At 73.2% G+C, this 18,638-nt stretch carries 14 protein-coding genes and 1 pseudogene; 6 read left to right on the top strand and 9 right to left on the bottom strand.

Annotated features, from left to right (window positions below; all coding sequences use genetic code 11):
- Window positions 1-357: pseudogene (locus H1A17_RS29410) on the top strand (serine/threonine protein kinase); the annotation flags it as partial.
- 28 nt (window positions 358-385) lie between these two features.
- Here the strand turns inward: H1A17_RS29410 and H1A17_RS29415 are convergent.
- The 8 genes from H1A17_RS29415 to H1A17_RS29450 all read right to left on the bottom strand — a co-directional run bounded on the left by H1A17_RS29415 (window position 386) and on the right by H1A17_RS29450 (window position 9,189).
- Window positions 386-1,495, bottom strand: coding sequence for a glycosyltransferase family 4 protein (locus H1A17_RS29415; RefSeq protein WP_370517096.1), 1,110 nt, complete (start codon window positions 1,493-1,495; stop codon window positions 386-388).
- A 190-nt stretch (window positions 1,496-1,685) separates the two neighbouring features.
- Window positions 1,686-3,308: a S1C family serine protease gene (locus H1A17_RS29420; protein WP_194823418.1), complete on the bottom strand. Its 1,623-nt coding sequence runs from the start codon at window positions 3,306-3,308 to the stop codon at window positions 1,686-1,688.
- A gap of 84 nt (window positions 3,309-3,392) precedes the next feature.
- Window positions 3,393-4,943: a cell wall metabolism sensor histidine kinase WalK gene (locus H1A17_RS29425; protein ID WP_145921509.1), complete on the bottom strand. Its 1,551-nt coding sequence runs from the start codon at window positions 4,941-4,943 to the stop codon at window positions 3,393-3,395.
- On the bottom strand, window positions 4,940-5,641 hold the full coding sequence (locus H1A17_RS29430) for a response regulator transcription factor (protein WP_088646020.1): 702 nt from the start codon (window positions 5,639-5,641) through the stop codon (window positions 4,940-4,942). Before H1A17_RS29430 ends, H1A17_RS29425 begins: the two co-directional genes overlap by 4 nt.
- Before the next feature lie 101 nt (window positions 5,642-5,742).
- On the bottom strand, window positions 5,743-6,360 hold the full coding sequence (locus tag H1A17_RS29435) for a PadR family transcriptional regulator (RefSeq protein ID WP_194823419.1): 618 nt from the start codon (window positions 6,358-6,360) through the stop codon (window positions 5,743-5,745).
- Complete coding sequence (locus H1A17_RS29440; protein WP_145921511.1) at window positions 6,357-7,187, bottom strand: DUF4097 family beta strand repeat-containing protein; 831 nt, start codon at window positions 7,185-7,187, stop codon at window positions 6,357-6,359. Before H1A17_RS29440 ends, H1A17_RS29435 begins: the two co-directional genes overlap by 4 nt.
- A 305-nt stretch (window positions 7,188-7,492) precedes the next feature.
- Complete coding sequence (locus tag H1A17_RS29445; RefSeq protein WP_194823420.1) at window positions 7,493-8,413, bottom strand: lysophospholipid acyltransferase family protein; 921 nt, start codon at window positions 8,411-8,413, stop codon at window positions 7,493-7,495.
- Window positions 8,410-9,189, bottom strand: coding sequence for a GNAT family N-acetyltransferase (locus tag H1A17_RS29450; protein WP_194823421.1), 780 nt, complete (start codon window positions 9,187-9,189; stop codon window positions 8,410-8,412). Before H1A17_RS29450 ends, H1A17_RS29445 begins: the two co-directional genes overlap by 4 nt.
- A gap of 199 nt (window positions 9,190-9,388) precedes the next feature.
- Between H1A17_RS29450 and H1A17_RS29455 the strand changes: the two genes are divergently transcribed.
- The 5 genes from H1A17_RS29455 to H1A17_RS29475 all read left to right on the top strand — a co-directional run bounded on the left by H1A17_RS29455 (window position 9,389) and on the right by H1A17_RS29475 (window position 16,289).
- On the top strand, window positions 9,389-10,054 hold the full coding sequence (locus tag H1A17_RS29455) for a hypothetical protein (RefSeq protein ID WP_145921514.1): 666 nt from the start codon (window positions 9,389-9,391) through the stop codon (window positions 10,052-10,054).
- Window positions 10,055-10,204: 150 nt separating this feature from the next.
- Complete coding sequence (locus H1A17_RS29460; RefSeq protein ID WP_145921515.1) at window positions 10,205-11,137, top strand: ABC transporter ATP-binding protein; 933 nt, start codon at window positions 10,205-10,207, stop codon at window positions 11,135-11,137.
- Window positions 11,134-11,958 (top strand): ABC transporter permease, encoded by an 825-nt coding sequence (locus H1A17_RS29465; protein ID WP_145921516.1) that lies wholly within the window; start codon window positions 11,134-11,136, stop codon window positions 11,956-11,958. The genes H1A17_RS29460 and H1A17_RS29465 overlap by 4 nt, the downstream gene beginning before the upstream one ends.
- A 299-nt stretch (window positions 11,959-12,257) precedes the next feature.
- Entirely contained in the window at window positions 12,258-16,031 is a 3,774-nt protein-coding gene (locus tag H1A17_RS29470; RefSeq protein WP_194823422.1) for a multifunctional oxoglutarate decarboxylase/oxoglutarate dehydrogenase thiamine pyrophosphate-binding subunit/dihydrolipoyllysine-residue succinyltransferase subunit, read from the top strand.
- A gap of 78 nt (window positions 16,032-16,109) precedes the next feature.
- The gene (locus tag H1A17_RS29475) at window positions 16,110-16,289 is read left to right on the top strand and encodes a DUF6104 family protein (protein WP_088645992.1); all 180 of its coding nucleotides are present in this window, start codon (window positions 16,110-16,112) and stop codon (window positions 16,287-16,289) included.
- 12 nt (window positions 16,290-16,301) lie between these two features.
- On the opposite strand, the gene H1A17_RS29480 is transcribed toward H1A17_RS29475, so the two are convergent.
- Window positions 16,302-18,512: a bifunctional polysaccharide deacetylase/glycosyltransferase family 2 protein gene (locus tag H1A17_RS29480; protein WP_145921518.1), complete on the bottom strand. Its 2,211-nt coding sequence runs from the start codon at window positions 18,510-18,512 to the stop codon at window positions 16,302-16,304.
- Window positions 18,513-18,638 lie beyond the last annotated feature (126 nt).

The following is an 18,638-nucleotide window of genomic DNA, read 5'->3' on the forward strand; positions in this document are numbered from 1 at the left end:
ACCCCGCCGCCGGCCCCCCGACGGGCCACCACCGCGCCCGCACCGGCGCGCCCGCCGGCCACCACCCCGGACGGGGGCCAGGGCGGCGGCGGGCTGACCGAGGCGGCCGACCGGATGCGCCGGCTGATCGACGACGGGGTCCGCACCGGCGAGGTCCGCGAGGACGTCGGCCTGGACCTGCGCAACGTGCTGGCCAACCTGACCCGGTCCGCCGCCGAGGGCCGCTCCGACGTGCCCGCGCAGGTGACCGCGCTCCGCGAGAAGGTCACCCGCCGCATCGACGAGGGGGGCATCACCCCGGCGTACGGCCGGCAGCTCGACGCCGCCGTCCGGGACCTGGCCGCGACCACCGTCTGAGCGCCCGCGCCGTCCCGCCGCGCGCCCGTCAGCGGGTACGCAGCCCGACGGGCCGGCGCAGCGGCGGGGCGGTGCCGAACGCGACGGCTCGGTAGACCGCCTCGTAGCCGTGGGCCATCCGCTCGGTGGAGAACTGCTCGGCCACGTGCGCGGTGCAGGCCGCCGGGTCGAGCCGGATCACCTCGCGCAGGGCCGCCGGCAGCTCCCGGGCGTCGTCGCGGACCAGCCCGGTCACGCCGTCCACCACCACCTCGGGCACCGCACCCCGGCGCAGCGCCACCACCGGCGTGCCGGTCGCCATGGCCTCCACCATCACCATGCCGAACGGTTCCTCCCACTGGATCGGCATGATCAGGCAGCGGGCGTCGGCCAGCAGCCGCAGGGTCGCCTCCCGGTCGGCGTTCATCACCACGTCGACGTCGTGGCCCAGCATCGGCTGCACCACCTCGGCGAAGTACCGGCGTTCGGCGGGCTCGTTGCACTTGCCGGCCAGGGTGAGCGGGAGGCCGGCCGCCCGGCAGGCCCGGATCGCCGTGTCGGGGCCCTTGTCCGGGCTGAACCGGGCCAGCCAGAGCACCGGGCCCCGGCCGGGTTCCCGCTTGACCGGCACGTCCCGGCTGTCCAGCGCGTTGTGCACCGTACCCACCCAGGGCAGCGCGGGGTTGGCCCGCCGTTGGGCGTGCGAGATGGCCACCAGGCCCACCCCGTGGTCGGTGTCGCCGAGCACCGCCCCGTACTCGCCGACCGGGTTGCCGTGCACGGTGGCCACGGTGGGCACCGCACGCCGGCCGGCGACCAGCGGCCCGATCGTGGTGTGGTCGTGGATCACGTCGAAGTCGGCGGCGGACACCAGCCGGTTGATCCGGGCCAGGTGGGCCAGTTCCGGCAGCGACTCGCCCAGCCGGTCGTACTGCAACTCGTCGATCGTGGAGACGAAGTCGGCGGTGGTGCCGTGCTGCCGGCCGGCCCCGAAGAGGGTCACCCGGTGCCCGTGCCCGACCAGCGCGTCCACCAGCCCGTGCACCACCTGCTCCAGCCCGCCGTACCCGGGTGGCGGCACCGACAGCCAGGGTGGCACGAGCATCGCGACCCGCAGCGGCGGCCCGGACGGCGGACGTTCCGACGGACGGTGGGTCACTGCCACGAATCCTCCCCCGTTGTCCCGGTCCGGCAGGTGTGTCCGGCGGGATCGGCGGCGATTTCCCCCTGTCCGGACACGCAAACGCGCCCCGGCCGGGTGGGGCCCGTCCGGGGCGCGTGCGGCGGCGGGCGGTGGAGCCAACCCCCTTGGCTCCGCCGCCCGCCGCCCGGAGGAGGCAGGTCTGTGGTTACGACGTCTCGGCGAGCGTCACGGTTGCGGTCGCCTCGGCACCATTTCGCTTGTAGGTCACCTGGACCCGGTCGCCGACCTTGCCGGCCTGCACCGCGCCGACCAGATCGTTGGAGTCGTTGATCACCGTGTCCCCGAACTTGGTGATCACGTCGCCGCGCTGGATGCCGGCCTTCTCGGCGGCGCTGCCCCCGGCGACGGAGGCGACCAGCGCGCCGCCGTCCTCGGCCGCGTTGACGCTGACCCCCAGGGACGGGTGGCTGATCTTCTCGCCCCGCTGGAGCTTCTCGGCGACGTCCTTGGCCTTGTTGCTCGGGATGGCGAAGCCGACGCCGATGTTGCCGGTGCTGCCCTGCCCGGCGGTGGCGATGGCGGTGTTGATGCCGATCACCTCACCCCGGGTGTTGACCAGCGCGCCACCGGAGTTGCCCGGGTTGATCGGGGCGTCGGTCTGGAGCAGGCCGGAGATCGAGCTGGCACCGCCCTGCGGGGACTGCTGCGGGCCGTTGCCGCTGCCGGCCTGGATGGTGCGGTCGCGGGCGCTGAGGATGCCGGCGGTGACCGAACCCTGCAAACCGAGCGGGCTGCCCAGGGCGAGCACCTGGTCGCCCACCTGCATGGCGTCGCTGTCGCCGAACTTCGCCGCCTTGAGGTTGTCGAGACCGCTGGTCTGGACCACCGCGAGGTCGGTCTTCGGGTCGGTGCCGACGATCTTGGCGGGGGCCGACTTGCCGTTGGCGAGGACCACCCGGACGGCGTCCCCGGAGGCGGAGGCGACCACGTGGTTGTTGGTCAGCACGAAGCCGTCGGAGCTGAGGATCACGCCCGACCCCTCACCGCTGTCGGTGATGATCGAGACCACGCTGTCCTGCACCGAGGCGGCGATCTTCGGCAGATCGGCGCTGTTGATCACGGGCGCGGCCGAGTAGTTGCGGGTGATCCCGCCCCGGTCGCCGTCGACCGCCAGGGCGAGCGCGCCACCGGCCACGCCGGAGCCGAGCATCAGGGCGAAGACCGCCACCCCGGCGCCGACGAACTTGGCCACCTTGCCGGCCTGCGGTGCGGGGGCGGGCGCCCACGGCGGGGTCGGCTGGCCGGGGTGCTGCGGCCCACCCGGGCCACCCTGCCCCGGGTAACCGGCGGACGGCTGACCCACGCCGGGCTGGCCGTATCCGGCACCGGGCTGACCGGGGTAGCCGGCCGACGGGGTGCCCGCGCCCGGCTGCCCGGGACGGTGCTGGCCGGGGTAGCCACCGGCCCACCCGGACTGCTGCTGGCCGGGCTGGTAGCCGGCCGACGGGTACTGCCCCGCCGGGGAGTGGCCCGGGTAACCGGTGGACGCGGGATAGCCGGGCCGGTACGCCTGGTCGCCGCCACCGGACGGGTACGAGGTCTGCGGGTATCCGGCGGCGGGCGGCGCGTACGGCGACGCGGGTGGCGCGTACGCCGGTCCGGGGTTGGCCGTGCCGGCCGGCTCCCCCGCGGTGCCGGCGGCCTGACCGGGGGTGTTGGGGGTGTCGGACTCGCCGCGCGTGGCGCGGGACGGCTCGGCGGAGGGGTGCGACGGCTCGGCGTCGGGGGCAGCCGGCCGACGCTGCGGGTCGGTCTCGAACTCGGTCATGCCCCTAGTTTTCCCCGTCGCACTGTCACCCACCTGGAACCCGCCTGGAAGTTTTCTGAAAGTCACAGCGGGACCGGTAGGGGGTCACTCCGGGTCGCCGTCCGCCTCGGGCAGCAGGGGCAACCGGACCCGGAAGGTCGCCCCGCCGCCCGGGGTCTCGTCCACCTCGACGGTGCCCTGGTGGGCGGTGACCAGCGCCGCGACGATGGCCAGGCCCAGCCCGGTGCTGGTGATCCCGCTGGCCCGGCGGGTCCGGGCCGCGTCGGCGCGGTAGAACCGTTCGAAGACCCGCTCGGCCTGTTCCGGTGCGAGCCCCGGCCCGGTGTCCGCCACCTCCACCACGGCCACGTTCCCGGCCTCGGAACGCAGCCGCAGGGTCACCGACGCCTCCGGCGGGGTGTGGGTCAACGCGTTGGTCATCAGGTTGCCGATCACCTGCCGTAGCCGGGCGTCGTCGGCGTGCACCACCAGCGGGCCGGAACCCGGGGCGATCTCCAGCTCGACGTGCCGTTCGGGGGCGACCACCCGGGCCGCCTCGACCGCCTCGGAGGCGAGCACCGGCAGCTCCACCGGGGCGAGCGACAGCGGGCGTTCCCGGTCCAGCCGGGCGAGCAGCAGCAGGTCCTCCACCAGCAGCCCCATCCGGGCCGCCTCGTCCTCGATGCGCCGCAGCAGGTCGGCGGTCTGCTCGGGGGCGCGGGCCGCACCCTGCCGGTACAGCTCGGCGAAGCCCCGGATGGTGGTCAGCGGGGTCCGCAGCTCGTGCGAGGCGTCCGCGACGAACTGCCGCATCCGCTCCTCCGACCGCCGGGCGCGGGCCTCCGACGCCAGCGCGGCGTGCGCCGCGTCCCGGGCGCCGGCCTCCGCCGTACGGGCGGCCATCTCCGAGGCGGCGCGGGCGGTGAAGGCGGCCTCGATCTGGGCCAGCATCGCGTTCAACGCCCGGGAGAGCCGGCCCAGCTCGGAGGTGGCGCACTCCTGCCCCTCCTCGGGGTCGGGCACCCGGCGGGTCAGGTCACCACCGGCGATCGCCGCGGCCGTCCGTTCGATCTCCACCAGCGGTTTCAGGCTGGTGCGGACGATGGCCGCGCCGATCGAGGCGAGCAGGATCAGCACCGCCCCACCGACCAGCATGTCTATCCAGATGAGTCGCTTGACCGCCAGGTCGACGTCGGTCATGTGCTGGCCGAAGGCGAGGATCCGGCCGTCGCCGAGGTCCGTGTAGAGCATCCGCCACCGGGTGCGGCCGTCCTTGGACTGGACGGTGAACGGGTCGCCGACCAGGGCCGAGAAGCCGGCGAAGTCGGTCGGGAACTCCGGCAGTTCCTCCGGGCGCAGGCCGGAGTAGCGCGACGTCCCGTCCACCCCGGCCCGGCTGGCCTGGGCGGCCACGTAGTCGGTGGGGATGCCCACCACGAGCGGGCCCTGGGCCTGGCCGAGCGCCCGCGCCACCCCGTTGGTGTCGCCGCGCAACTGGTCGTCGACCTGGCCGATCAGGTACTCCCGCAGGAAGTACGTGGTCAGCGAGCTGATCACCACGAGGGCGATGGCGACCAGGGTGAGCACCGCCGCGACCAGCTTGACCCGTAGCGGAACGCTCCGGAGCCGCCCCTTCGCCTCGTCGAGCGGATTCACGCCGCCGGCTTGCGCAGGACGTAGCCCACGCCGCGCAGGGTGTGGATCAGGCGGGGCTGGGTGTTGTCGACCTTGCGGCGCAGGTAGGAGATGTACGACTCGACGATGTTGTCGTCACCCCGGAAGTCGTAGTTCCACACGTGGTCGAGGATCTGCGCCTTGGACAGCACCCGGTTGGCGTTGAGCATCAGGTAGCGCAGCAGCTTGAACTCGGTCGGCGAGAGCTGCACCCGCTGGCCGGCCCGGTGCACCTCGTGGGTCTCCTCGTCCAGTTCGAGGTCGGCGAAGGTGAGCCGGGAGGGGGCGTGCTCGCCGGTGGCCGTACGCCGCAGCACCGCCCGGATCCGGGCGGTCAACTCCTCCAGGCTGAACGGCTTGGTGACGTAGTCGTCGCCGCCCAGGGTGAGCCCCCGGATCTTGTCGTCGGTGGCGTCCCGGGCGGTCAGGAACACCACCGGGGTACGCGTGCCGCCCTCCCGGAGCATCCGGATGACCTCGAAGCCGTCCAGGTCGGGCAGCATCACGTCGAGCACCACCAGGTCGGGACGGTGGTCCTTGGCCGCGTGCAGGGCCGCGCTGCCACTGGTGGCGGTCGCCACGTCGAACCCCGCGAAGCGGAGGCTGGCGGAGAGCAGTTCGAGGATGTTGGGGTCGTCCTCGACGACGAGCAGTCGCGCCTCGGTCTGGGTAGCGGCCATGCTGGCCATCATCCGTGACGTCGCTGCGTCGGCGCTGGACGGTTCCTGCAAAAACCCTGTGAAGCCGGCCGGGGCGGCGGTCAGCGCCCGGCCGGGGGCCGTCACCGCAGCAGCCGACGCAACCCGTCCAACGCGCCGTCGAGCACCCGGATCGCCGTACGCAGCTGGGTGTCGCTGAGCCGGCCGGCCCGGACCAGGGCCCCGACCTCGACGGTGAACTCGGCCAGCCGCTGGTCGAACTCGGCCAGCAGGGGCGGGTCACCGGCGGTGGGGGCCGCCGGGCGGGGCGGGGCGGAGGCGGCCGGACGGTCCCAACGGGTCTGCCGGGTCTGCCGGGTGGCCTCGCGCAGCTCCCGCTTGAGGTCCCGTACCGAGCCGCGTACCTCGGTCTGGATCTCGCCGGCCAGCGCGGAGAGATCCTCCACCGAGGCCGAGATGTCGGATTCCAGGGCGGTCAGCTCGTCGGCGCGCTGCCGCAGCTCGGCCCGGCCACCCTCGGTGATCTCGTAGACCTTGCGGCCACCGGCGGCGGTGTGGGTGACCAGCCCGTCGGCCTCCAGCCGTTGCAGCCGGGGATAGATGGTGCCGGCACTGGGGGCGTACAGGCCGAGGAAGCGTTCCTCCAACAGCCGGATCAGCTCGTAGCCGTGCTTGGGACCGTCGTCGAGCAGCCGCAGCAGGTAGAGCCGGAGCCGCCCGTGGCTGAACACGGCGGTCACGGCAGCTCCTCCTGGTCGGCGTCCACCGGCCGGGCGAGCAGCGCGATGCTGCCGGAGGTCGCGGACGCCCAGAGCTTACCCGCGCCCGTGCCGAGCACCCCGTGGCTGTCCTTGACCGGGCCGACGCCGGCCCCGCCGCCGACCTGGGGGAAGCCGCTGGTGATCCGGCCCGAGGTGGTGTGCAGGTGGACGGCGAGGTCGCTGTCCTCGCGGACCCGGACGGTGATCGGGCCGGAGATGGTGGTGAGCCGGATGTCGCTGCGCCGGGGGTTGTCCAGGTCGCAGGTGATCGCCCCGGAGACGGTGTTGGCGTGCACCCGGCCGGCCGCGCTGTCGGCGAGGGTCACCTCGCCGGAGACCGTGTTCAGGACGAGGTCGCCGGTGACGCCGAGCGCCTCGACCGGGCCGGAGACGATCCGCGCGTTGGTGCGCCCGGCCAGGCCCATCAGGGTGATCTGCCCGGAGGTGACGTCCACGGTGGTGTCGCGGGACAGCCCGGAGGCGACCAGCGTGCCGTCGACCAGGTGCAGGTCGGCCAGGGTGCCGGCGGGGACGGCGACGGACACCTCGGCCCGGAACCGGCGGCCGAGCTGCCCGAGCCACCAGAGGAACCCGGGCCAGCGGGGCGGGCGTTCGTGCTCGATCCGCAGGACGCCGTCGCGGTGCTCGACGATGACCGGCCGACTGCTGATCCGGGTGACGTCGATCCGCGCCGGCCCGTCGGTGCCGACCACGTTGAGCCGCCCGGTGACCAGGCGGACGTCGAGCCGGGTGACCGGCTCCTCGATGGTGAGCCGTTGCGGTCTGTCGACCTTCCAGTTGGTCATGACGTCTCCCTCCGGGGTCACGGCCGACGGCCGCACCACTGCACGGCGGAAGCGTAACGCGATACATCGCGATAGAACAAGACTGTCGCGAGTCACCCACCCGACCGCCCCACCCGACCGACCCGCGGTCGGCAAGATCCACTCATCTGGGCCGATCCAGCGGTATCCCGGCCTACCGATCACCGCAACATCGGCCCACGCGAGTCGATCACGCGGAACGCGGAGGGCGATCCCGGGGAGCGCGTCAGGGCGATCGCGGGAAGCGCGTCAGGGCGATCGCGGGGAGCGCGATCCTGATCTGCGGGTCAGGCGGCCAGGCCGAGGGCCGTCCCGGCGGCCGGCACGGGCCGGGGCGGCGACGCCGGGGGCACGGGGGCCGGGGCGGGACGGCTGGTGGTCGGGCGGGGCGGGAGCAGGTGCACGGCCGACTCGGCGGCCCGGGCCAGCACCCGGCGGTCCGCGCCGGCGACCGGGTGCAGGGCGGCGGTCACCACGACGTCGACGACCAGGTCGCGGGCGGCCAGCACCCGGCGTACCGAACGCCACAGTGTCTCGTCGCCGAGGAAGGCGGCGGTGGTGGTCGTCGCCCCGGTGGCAGCAGAGCGGTAGCTGATCCGTAGCGGCACGACGGGGGCGCCGGCATCGACGGCCGCCTGGAAGACCGCCGGCCGGAAGCCCCGGCGCGGCCGGCATTCGGCCGAGGGGACGACGCCGCACCAGGTCGTCCCCTCGGGGAAGACCGCGACCGGGTGACCGGCGCGCAGGGTCGCCGCGAGCCGGGCCACCGTACGCGGCAGGTCCCGGGGGCGCGACCGGTCGACGAAGACCGCGCCACCGGCGCGGGCCAGCAGCCCCAGCACCGGCCAACTCCGCACCTCCCGCTTGGCCAGCAGCCGGGCCGGCGCTACCGCCAGCACCGCGAGCACGTCCAGCCAGGAGACGTGGTTGGCGACCAGCAGCGCCCGTCGCCGGGGCAGCCGCCCGCGCACCACCAGGCGCACCCCGAGCACCCCGGTGGTCCGCCGGGCCCAGGCCCGCAGCACCGCCGCCCGTCGCGCCGCCGGCACCACCGGCAGCAGTACGGCCATCCCGGCCCCGGCCAGCAGCATCCCGAGTACGCCCAGCAGCCGGGCCACCTGCCGCACCGGCGACACCCCGGCCCGCCCCTCCCCCGGCAGGCAGTCCGGCCCGCAGCCGGCGGTCGGCCGCCACAACTCGGCGCTCACCGGGTCACCCCGCCCAGGAAGTGCCGGCGGTAGCGCGAGTTCATCCGGTCCAGCGAGAACAGCAGGTAGAAGTCGGCACAGCGGAAGTCCGGGTCGTACGCCGGTTCCCCGGCGATCCACGCGCCGAGCCGCAGGTAGCCACGGACCAGCGGGGGGATCAGCGCCCGCCCGGCGGGGTCCCCGGTGGCCGACTCCGGTGTCGCCGCGCCCGGCTCGGCGAACCAGGGCCGCAGCGGGCGGACCCGCATCAGCGGGGGCGCGAGGTGCCCCGCCCGGCCCAGCGCCCACGTCTCGGCGACGGCCCGGCCGCCGTCGCCGACCGGCACCGAGGCGCAGCCGCCCAGCCAGTTCACCCCGCGCAGGTGCAGGTAGCGGGTCAGTCCCGCCCACATCAGGTTGAGCACCGCGCCGGTGCGGTGTTCCGGGTGCACGCAGGAGCGGCCGGTCTCGACCAGCAGGTCGCGCAGGGGGTCGAGGGGGGTCAGGTCGAACTCGCCGGCGGCGTACCGGCGGTCGGTGCGGCCGGGGGGCAGCAGCCGGTAGGTGCCGACCACCGCGCCGGTGCGCTCCTCGCGGACGATCAGGTGGTCGCAGTGGACGTCGAGGTCGTCGGTGTCCAGCCCGGCGGCACCCGGGCGCAGGGTCGCGCCGAGTTCGGTGGCGAACACCTCGTGGCGCAGGCGTTGCGCGGCCGCGACCTGGGTCGGGTCGTCGGCGATCAGCAGGGTGTATCCACTGGTCGTCAGGGGTGCGCCAGCGGCATGCAGAACAGCCATGGGACCTGTGTAGGTGCCCCGGGTTGCCGGCCTCCCGGGGACGGGTGTCGATCCGGTGAACGCCGGTCGGCGGGACCGGTCGGCGGCGTGACCAGGGTGGCGTACGGGGCCGGTGGGGCGGTTGGAAGGTGGCCGGCGCGTGCGAGGCTGCCTGCGGGCGCCCGGCGGTCGGCCGGGCCGACGACACGGCGGAGGGGCGATGATCATCGAAGCGCGGTACCAGGGGCCGCCCGGCACGGGCAACGGCGGCTGGAGCGCGGGGATCTTCGCCGGGGCGTACGGCGCGGACGGGCCGGTCGAGGTGACGTTGCGTCGCCCGCCGCCGCTGGACACCCCGCTCACCCTCGCCGACGGCGACGTGCGCGACCCCGACGGGCACCTGGTCGCCGAGGTACGCCCGGCCGGTGCTCCGCCCGCCCCGGTGCCCCCGGTGGACCCGGCGACCGCGCGGGCCGCCTCGGCCGGCTACCCGGGACTGGTGGACCACCCCTTCCCCGGTTGCTACGTCTGCGGCCCGGAGCACCCGGACGGCCTGCGGATCTACCCCGGGCGGCTGCCCGACGGCCGGACCGCCGCGCCGTGGCGGACGCCCGTGCGGGTGACCGCGCCGACGGTGTGGGCGGCGCTGGACTGCCCCGGGGGCTGGGCGGTGATCGCCCCGGGCCGGCCGTACGTGCTGGGCCGGCTCGCCGTGACGCTGGACGCGCTGCCCGAGCCGGGCGGGGAGTACGTGGTCACCGGGGCGGTGGACACCGTCGAGGGACGCCTGGCGGTGGTGCGTACCAGCCTCTACGACGGTGCCGGTGGGCTGCTGGGCCGGGCCCGCGCCACCTGGGTCGCGTTGCCTGCCGAGCCTCGTCCCTGAGGACGACCCGCTCCTGCCTGAGTCGGAGCAGGGCCTACCGACCGGGGCTGATGGCGTAACTTGACCTGACCAGCAAGGCTGGCAGCGGCGCATTCCGCAACGGCGTCGCAGAACGCGGTGCCCCGCGCGCCGCCGCACGGGAGGAGAACGATGTCCGACGGGCAGTGGAGCCCCAGCACCGGCCAGATCGTCGTGTCCGGTTTGACCAAGCAGTACAAGAACGTCCGGGCGGTCGACAACCTGTCCTTCACGGTCGAGTCCGGTCGGGTGACCGGCTTCCTCGGGCCGAACGGGGCGGGCAAGACGACCACCCTGCGGATGCTGCTGAACCTGGTCACCCCGACCGGTGGCACGGCGACCATCGGCGGCCGGCGGTACGCCGACCTGACCGACCCGCTGCGGCACGTGGGCGCGGTGCTGGAGGCGTCCAGCGCGCACAAGGGCCGTACCGGCATCAACCACCTGCGGGTGATCTGCGCGGCGGCCGGCCTGCCCAGGAGCCGGGCCGACGAGGCGCTGGCACTGGTCGGGCTCACCCCGGCGGCGAAGCGCAAGTTCAAGGGCTACTCGCTGGGCATGAAGCAGCGGCTCGGCATCGCCGCCGCGATGCTCGGTAACCCCCAGGTGCTGATCCTCGACGAGCCGGCCAACGGTCTCGACCCGGAAGGCATCCGGTGGATGCGTGGCTTCCTCAAGGGGCTGGCCCACGAGGGGCGTACGGTGCTGGTCTCCAGCCACCTGCTGTCCGAGATGCAGCTCCTCGCCGACGACGTGGTGATCATCGCGGCCGGCAAGCTGATCCGGCAGGGCCCGGTGGAGCAGGTGCTCGGCTCGATGGCGCAGGGCGGCCGGGTGCGGGTGCGCACCCCGCAGGCCGAGGAGCTGACCGTGGCGCTGCGTGAACAGTCCGCGACGGTGGAGACCGGCGAGCACGGCGTGCTGCTGGTCAGCGGGGTGGACGCGCCGGCGATCGGCCGGGCCGCGCTGGCCGCCAAGGTCGAGCTGCACGAACTGACCCCGGAACGACCCGACCTGGAGCGGGTGTTCCTGGAGCTGACGGCCGGGAAGGCGGGCATCCGATGAACCTGGTCCGATCCGAGCTGTTGAAGATCCGTACCACCAGCACCTGGTGGATCTTCGGGCTGATCACGGTGCCGTTGTGGGCGCTCACCGCCCTGATCAACTGGTTGCAGACCGACGCGCTGGCCAGCAACAACTTCGGCGACGTGCCGGCCGACCAGGCCGACCAGATCCAGGCCGTGCAGTCGGTGGACAGCCTGGCCGCCAACGTCTACACCAACGGGCAGTTCTTCGGTCTGATGATCGTGATGCTGCTCGGCATCATCGTGGTGACCAGTGAGTTCTTCCACCAGACGGTCACCACCACCTTCCTCACCGTGCCGCACCGGACGGCGGTGATGCTGGCCAAGCTGGCCGCCGCAGCCGTGCTGGCCGTGCTGTTCTGGCTGGTCACCACCGTGTTCAACCTGGCCTTCGGGGCACTGGTGATGAACAGCGTCGACCTGGGCTCCCAGCTCGGCAGCGGGGCGGTCTGGCGGGCCACCGCGCTCAACGGCCTGGCGTACCTGCTCTGGTCGGTGCTCGGCGTCGGGATCGGGGTGCTGATCCGCAGCCAGATCGGCGCCACGGTCACCGGCATCCTGCTCTACCTGGGTGGCGCGGTCGGCGCGGCCATCGCGATCAGCATCCTGGCCAACCGCTGGGGCGACTGGATCAACGACCTCCAGGTGCTGGTGCCGTCGCTGGCGTCGTCGCTGATGGTCAGCGGGACCGAGATCCCGGGCAACCCGCCGCGCTGGGCGGGTGCGGTGGTCCTCATCGGGTACGCGGTGGTGGCCGGCGCGATCGGCACCCTCACCATGCGGCGGCGGGACATCTCCTGACCCGACCCGTTCTCCGCACCGGCCCGGCGCGACGACCCGTCGCGCCGGGCCGGTGCCTTTCCGAGCGGCCCCGGCCGGGCGGCACTCCGCCCGCACCCACTCCGGTACGGAGTCGGCGGGACACGAAGAGCTGATTGACTTTCGACATCTTCTGTGAAACCGCCCACCCCCCGGAGGTGGAAATGCCTATCGTATTTGCACGGCGTAGCCTGGGAGCCGTCTCCCGTCCACGCGCACGTACGGACGACGGCGGACACCGCGTGACACACAAACCCGCGTGAAAGAGGCGATTACCGGCCGTGTCGACCCAGCAGACTTCGCAGGAGAACCCACTGGCGGGTTTCGGCCCGAACGAGTGGATCGTCGAGGAGATGTACCAGCGCTACCTCGCCGACCCGTCGAGCGTCGACTCGGCCTGGCACGACTTCTTCGCCGACTACCGACCCGCCCCCGGCGCCGCGACCCCGCGTCCGGCTGACGGCAAGGCCGCGCCGGCCGCGACGCCGGAGCCGGCCGAGCAGCAGGAGCCGGTCGCCACCGTCGCGACCGGGCCCGCCGCGAAGGCGACGACGGCCACCACCAAGCCGGCCGCCACCGCCAAGCCGGCCGCCGCGCCGAAGCCGGCCGCCGCGAAGACCGCCACCAGGTCCGCCGCGAAGCCGGCGGCCACGGAGAAGGCCGCCCCGGTCAAGCCGGCGGCGAAGGCGCCGACGGCCAGCGCCGCCGGCACCACGCCGCTGCGCGGGGTGGCCGCCCGGATCGTGCAGAACATGGACGCCTCGCTGTCCGTGCCGACCGCCACCAGCGTGCGCGCGGTCCCGGCCAAGCTGCTGGTCGACAACCGCATCGTGATCAACAACCACCTCGCCCGGGGGCGCGGCGGCAAGGTCAGCTTCACCCACCTGATCGGGTACGCGCTGGTCCGCGCCGTGGTCGAGCACCCGGAGCTGAACAACTCCTACGCCGAGGTCGACGGCAAGCCGGCGATGGTCCGCCCGGAGCACGTCAACCTGGGCATCGCCATCGACCTGACCAAGCCCGACGGCACCCGCAACCTGGTGGTGCCGTCCATCAAGGGCTGCGAGCAGATGGACTTCCGGCAGTTCTGGCAGGCGTACGAGGACGTGGTCCGGCGCGCCCGCCGCAACGAGCTGACCATGGAGGACCACTCCGGTACGACGATCTCGCTGACCAACCCGGGCGGCATCGGCACGGTGCACTCGATCCCCCGGCTGATGCAGGGGCAGAGCGCGATCATCGGGGTCGGCGCGATGGAGTACCCCGCGCCGTACCAGGGGATGAGCGAGGCGACCCTGGCCGAGCTGGCGGTCAGCAAGATCATCACGCTGACCAGCACGTACGACCACCGGATCATCCAGGGCGCGCAGTCCGGCGAGTTCCTCAAGGTGATGCACGAGCTGATGCTCGGCGAGCGCGGCTTCTACGACCAGATCTTCACCTCGCTGCGCATCCCGTACGAGCCGGTGCGCTGGGTGCGGGACGTGGCCGTCGACTCCGAAGGCCAGATCAACAAGACCGCGCGGGTGCACGAGCTGATCCACGCCTACCGGGTCCGGGGCCACCTGATGGCCGACACCGACCCGCTGGAGTTCACCATCCGCAAGCACCCCGACCTGGACGTCCTCCAGCACGGGCTGACCCTGTGGGACCTCGACCGCACCTTCCCGGTCAACGGCTTCGCCGGCAAGCAGCGGATGAAGCTGCGCGAGATCCTCGGCGTGCTCCGTGACTCGTACTGCCGGCGGCTCGGCATCGAGTACATGCACATCCAGGACCCGGAGGAGCGCCGCTGGATCCAGGAGCGGATCGAGCGCCGTTACGAGAAGCCGGCCGCCGATGAGCAGAAGCACGTGCTCAACCGGCTCAACGCCGCCGAGGCGTTCGAGACCTTCCTGCAGACCAAGTACGTCGGCCAGAAGCGGTTCTCGCTGGAGGGCGGCGAGTCGCTGATCCCGCTGCTCGGCGAGGTGCTGGAGGCGTCCGCCGAGGACGGGCTGGACGAGGTCGTCATCGGCATGGCGCACCGGGGCCGGCTCAACGTGCTGGCCAACATCGTCGGCAAGCCGTACGAGAAGATCTTCTCGGAGTTCGAGGGGCACCTCGACCCGCGGTCCACCCAGGGTTCGGGTGACGTGAAGTACCACCTGGGCCAGAACGGCAAGTTCACCACCCCGGACGGCGACCACTCGGTCAAGGTGTCGGTGGTGGCGAACCCGTCGCACCTGGAGGCGGTGGACCCGGTGCTGGAGGGCATCGTCCGGGCCAAGCAGGACCGGATCGACCTCAAGCTGGAGGGTTACACCGTGCTGCCGCTGGCGGTGCACGGTGACGCCGCGTTCGCCGGGCAGGGGGTCGTCGCCGAGACGCTCAACCTGTCCCAGCTGCGCGGCTACCGCACCGGCGGCACCGTGCACGTGGTGGTCAACAACCAGGTCGGTTTCACCACCGCCCCGGAGTACAGCCGGTCCAGCCTCTACAGCACCGACGTGGCCCGGATGATCCAGGCGCCGATCTTCCACGTCAACGGCGACGACCCGGAGACCGTGGTCCGGGTGGCCCGGCTGGCCTTCGAGTACCGGCAGGCGTTCAACAAGGACGTCGTGATCGACATGGTCTGCTACCGCCGGCGCGGGCACAACGAGGGCGACGACCCGTCGATGTCCAACCCGCAGATGTACAAGATCATCGACTCGAAGCGGTCGGTCCGCAAGCTCTACACCGAGGAGCTGATCGGCCGGGGCGACATCACCGTCGAGGACGCCGAGGAACTGCTGCGCGACTACCAGTCGCAGCTGGAGCGGGTCTTCAAGGCCACCCGGGACGCCGCCACCACCCCGCGTCAGGTCGGCCGGCCCAGCCGCCAGGAGGAGCCGGAGCCGCAGGTGCAGACGGCCACCGACGCCGCCGTGGTCAAGGCCATCGGCGAGGCGCACGTCAACCTGCCCGAGGGCTTCACCCCGCACAAGCGCATCCAGCAGTTGCTCGACCGGCGGGCCAAGATGTCCGTCGAGGGCAACATCGACTGGGGGTACGGCGAGATCATCGCGTTCGGCGCGCTGCTGCACGACGGGATCACCGTCCGGCTCGCCGGCCAGGACTCCCGCCGGGGCACCTTCGTCCAGCGGCACGCCTCGATCGTCGACGCCAAGACCGGCGAGGACCACCTGCCGCTGAAGTCGCTCACCGCCGACGGCGAGCGGTCCCGCTTCTTCGTGCACGACTCGCTGCTGTCCGAGTACGCCGCGATGGGCTTCGAGTACGGCTACTCGGTGGAGAACGTCAACGCGCTGGTGTGCTGGGAGGCCCAGTTCGGTGACTTCGTCAACGGCGCCCAGTCGGTCATCGACGAGTTCATCTCCTCCGGCGAGGTGAAGTGGGGTCAGCGTTCCGCGGTCACCCTGCTGCTGCCGCACGGCCACGAGGGGCAGGGCCCGGACCACACCTCCGGCCGCCCGGAGCGGTTCCTCCAGATGTGCGCCGAGGACAACATGCGGGTGGCCATCCCGACCACCCCGGCGAACTACTTCCACCTGCTGCGCCGCCAGGCCCTGTCGCCCAAGCGCAAGCCGCTGGTGGTGTTCACGCCGAAGTCGCTGCTGCGGCACAAGCTCTGCGTCAGCCCGGTGGAGGACTTCACCACCGGCACGTTCGCCCCGGTGCTGGCCGACACCGCCGCGCCCGCCCCGGAGCAGGTCAAGCGGGTGCTGCTCTGCTCGGGCAAGGTCTACTACGACCTCTTCCAGGCCCGTCAGGAGCGCGGCGTCACCGACACCGCGATCATCCGGATCGAGCAGCTCTACCCGCTGCCGGTGCAGGAGATCCGGGACGCGCTGGCGGCGTACCCGAACGCGGAGGACTTCGCCTGGGTGCAGGAGGAACCGGCCAACCAGGGGGCGTGGAGCTTCGTCGCGCTCAACCTGCTGGAGCACCTGACCGACGTCCGGCTGCGCCGCATCTCCCGGCCGGCCGCCGCCGCCCCGGCGGTCGGCTCGGCCAAGATGCACGAGGTGGAGCAGACCGCGCTGATCGACGCCGCGCTGCCCCGCCCCTGACCCGATCCGTACCGACCCACCCGGCCCGCCCCTGCCCAGGGCGCGGGCCGGGCCCGTCAGCGAGGAACGAGGAGCACGGTGTACTTCACCGATCGTGGGATCGAGGAGCTGGTGCAGCGGCGGGGCGACGAGCAGGTCACCCTGGAGTGGCTGGGCGAGCGGCTGCGCGACTTCGTCGACCTCAACCCCGAGTTCGAGACGCCGGTCGAGCGCTTCGCCACCTGGCTGGCCCGCCTCGACGACCTCGACGAGGACTGATCCCGGCGGCGGTCAGCCGTTGCGTACCGCCGGTTCCAGGCCGGTACGCCGCAGCTTCTGCCAGCCCAGCCGGCCGCCGGTCAGCGCGGTGACCACCGCCTGCACCATCACCAGGTACATCAGCTGCCGGTAGACGAACTGTTGCAGGGGCAGCACCCACAGCACCCCGAGCTTCTCCCGGTCCAGCCGGAACGCCACCACGGCGGTGACGGTCTGCACGCCGAGCATGACCAGCCAGGCCACCGCCGTGGCCTTGCGGTCGAGGAAGAACAGGCCGTACAGGGCCAGCAGGTCGATCACCGGCGCGAGCAGCGGCAGCAGCACCCCGAAGAGGCTGAGGAAGAACAGGCAGCGCCGGGTGAACCGGCCCGACGCGCCCCGGTCGAGCACCGAGCGCCGGTGCTTCCACATCGCCTGCATGGTGCCGTAGCTCCACCGGTAGCGCTGTTTCCAGAGCTGCCCCATGGTCGCCGGGGCCTCCGTCCAGGCGCGGGCGGTCTCCTCGTAGACCACCTTCCAGCCGGCCCGGCCCAGGGCGATGGTGATGTCGGTGTCCTCGGCGAGGGTGTCGTCGGTCATCCCCCCGGCGTAGCGCAGCGCCTCCCGCCGGAAGCCGCCGATCGCCCCGGGCACCGTCGACATGCAGCGCAGCGTCTCGTAGAGCCGCCGGTCGAGGTTGAACCCGATGACGTACTCGATGTGCTGCCACTTGGCGATCAGGCTGCGCCGGTTGCCGACCTTGACGTTGCCGGCCACCGCGCCGACCTGCGGGTCGGCGAAGGGCTGCACCAGCCGGCGGACCGCGTCGGGCTCGAAGACGGTGTCCCCGTCGACCATCACGATCAGGTCGTGCCGGGCCAGCGCCAGGCCGGTGTTCAGGGCGCTGGGCTTGCCGCCGTTGGGTTTGCGGACCACCCGGACGTTGGGCAGGCCGAGCGCGTCGACGATGTCGGCGGTGCCGTCGGTGGAGCCGTCGTCGACGACGATCACCTCGATCCCGCCGGGATGGTCGCCGCCGGCCAGGGAGCGGACCGCCGCGGCGATCCCCTCCTTCTCGTTGTAGGCCGGGACGATCACCGAGACCGGTGCGGTGACCGGCGGCCCCCAGCTCCAGCCCTTGGCCCGCCGCCGTCGGGCGTGCCGCCCGGCCAGCACGAACAGCACGAGGGTACGACCCACGGTGAGCAGCCCGACGACGACGAAGAGGCCGCCGAACACGGTCAGCGTGCTGTCGGCGCCCCGGACCGCCCAGATCAGCGTCCGGCCGCGCCACCGTTCCCCGGTGCCGGCGGGGGTGGCGGCGTCCATCCGGTGGTCGACCCCGGCGGCGGCGAAGGCGAGGTTCAGCCCCTCGGTCGCGGTGACGAACCGGTACCCGCGTTCCTTCATCATCGGGATGAACCGGTCGAGGGCGGCGACGGTCTGCGACCGGTCGCCCCCGGCGTCGTGCCAGAGGGTGACCGCGCCTTCGTCGCCGTCGGGGGCGGCGTTCGCCACGATCCGGTCCACCCCGGGCAGCGACCAGTCCTGGCTGTCGGTGTCGTTGAGGAGCGTCAGGTAGCCCAGGTCACCGGCGGCGGTGACGACCGGCCAGTCCCGGTTGTCGATCGCGCCCGGATGCGACGAGTACGGGAAGCGCACCAGCGAGGTCCGCGTCCCGGTGGCCCCGGCCACGGCGAGCTGGGTCTGGGCGTACTCCAGGCGTTGCCGCCACGCCGGCAGCTCGGCGAGGTCGGGGTGGGTGAAGGTGTGCACGCCGAGCTGGTGGCCGCCGTCGGTCAGCTCGCGGGCCACCTCGGGGTGCCGGGCGACCTGCGAGCCCAGCACGAAGAACGTGCCCTTGACCTGGTGGGCGTCCAGGACCTTGAGCACCTCGCGGGTCCAGACCGGGTGGGGGCCGTCGTCGAAGGTCAACGCGATGGTGCGCGACGGCAGCCGGTAGGAGCGGACCAGTTCGCTGCTGGCGCTGATGATCGGCCCGCCGGTCACCACGGAGGTGGGCACCTCCCGCTGCCCGGCGACGCTGTCCCGGCGGTCCGGGGCGAAGGAGGCGTTGGCGTAGGCGCCGACCAGCAGCACACCGGCCAGCAGCGCGAGCACCGTGCCCAGCAGGATTCCGCTCGGCGGCGGCACCGCCCGCCGCCGCCGGGCCGGCCCGGGTGCACGACGGCGGGTCGATCCGGGGACGCGACGGCGGGTTGCCGGGCCGGCCGGCTCAACCATCGACGCGGACGCCGTCGGCACCGCCGGGGAGCGGGTCGGGCAGGGCGGGCGGCTCGTCGGTGGGCGTCGGCGGGTTGGGCGTCGTGGCCTGCGGCGTCGACCGGGTCGGCCGGGGCGACGCCGTGG

Source organism: Micromonospora sp. S-DT3-3-22 (assembly GCF_015354745.1).
GTDB classification, from domain to species: Bacteria; Actinomycetota; Actinomycetes; order Mycobacteriales; family Micromonosporaceae; genus Micromonospora; species Micromonospora wenchangensis.

Excerpts from the sequence above, each read along its gene's own strand:
- H1A17_RS29420 (WP_194823418.1), bottom strand. The coding sequence starts at position 3,308 with ATGACCGAGTTCGAGACCGACCCGCAGCGTCGGCCGGCTGCCCCCGAC.
- H1A17_RS29430 (WP_088646020.1), bottom strand. The coding sequence starts at position 5,641 with ATGGCCGCTACCCAGACCGAGGCGCGACTGCTCGTCGTCGAGGACGAC.
- H1A17_RS29440 (WP_145921511.1), bottom strand. The coding sequence starts at position 7,187 with ATGACCAACTGGAAGGTCGACAGACCGCAACGGCTCACCATCGAGGAG.
- H1A17_RS29450 (WP_194823421.1), bottom strand. The coding sequence starts at position 9,189 with ATGGCTGTTCTGCATGCCGCTGGCGCACCCCTGACGACCAGTGGATAC.
- H1A17_RS29455 (WP_145921514.1), top strand. The coding sequence starts at position 9,389 with ATGATCATCGAAGCGCGGTACCAGGGGCCGCCCGGCACGGGCAACGGC.
- H1A17_RS29460 (WP_145921515.1), top strand. The coding sequence starts at position 10,205 with ATGTCCGACGGGCAGTGGAGCCCCAGCACCGGCCAGATCGTCGTGTCC.
- H1A17_RS29465 (WP_145921516.1), top strand. The coding sequence starts at position 11,134 with ATGAACCTGGTCCGATCCGAGCTGTTGAAGATCCGTACCACCAGCACC.
- H1A17_RS29480 (WP_145921518.1), bottom strand. The coding sequence starts at position 18,512 with ATGGTTGAGCCGGCCGGCCCGGCAACCCGCCGTCGCGTCCCCGGATCG.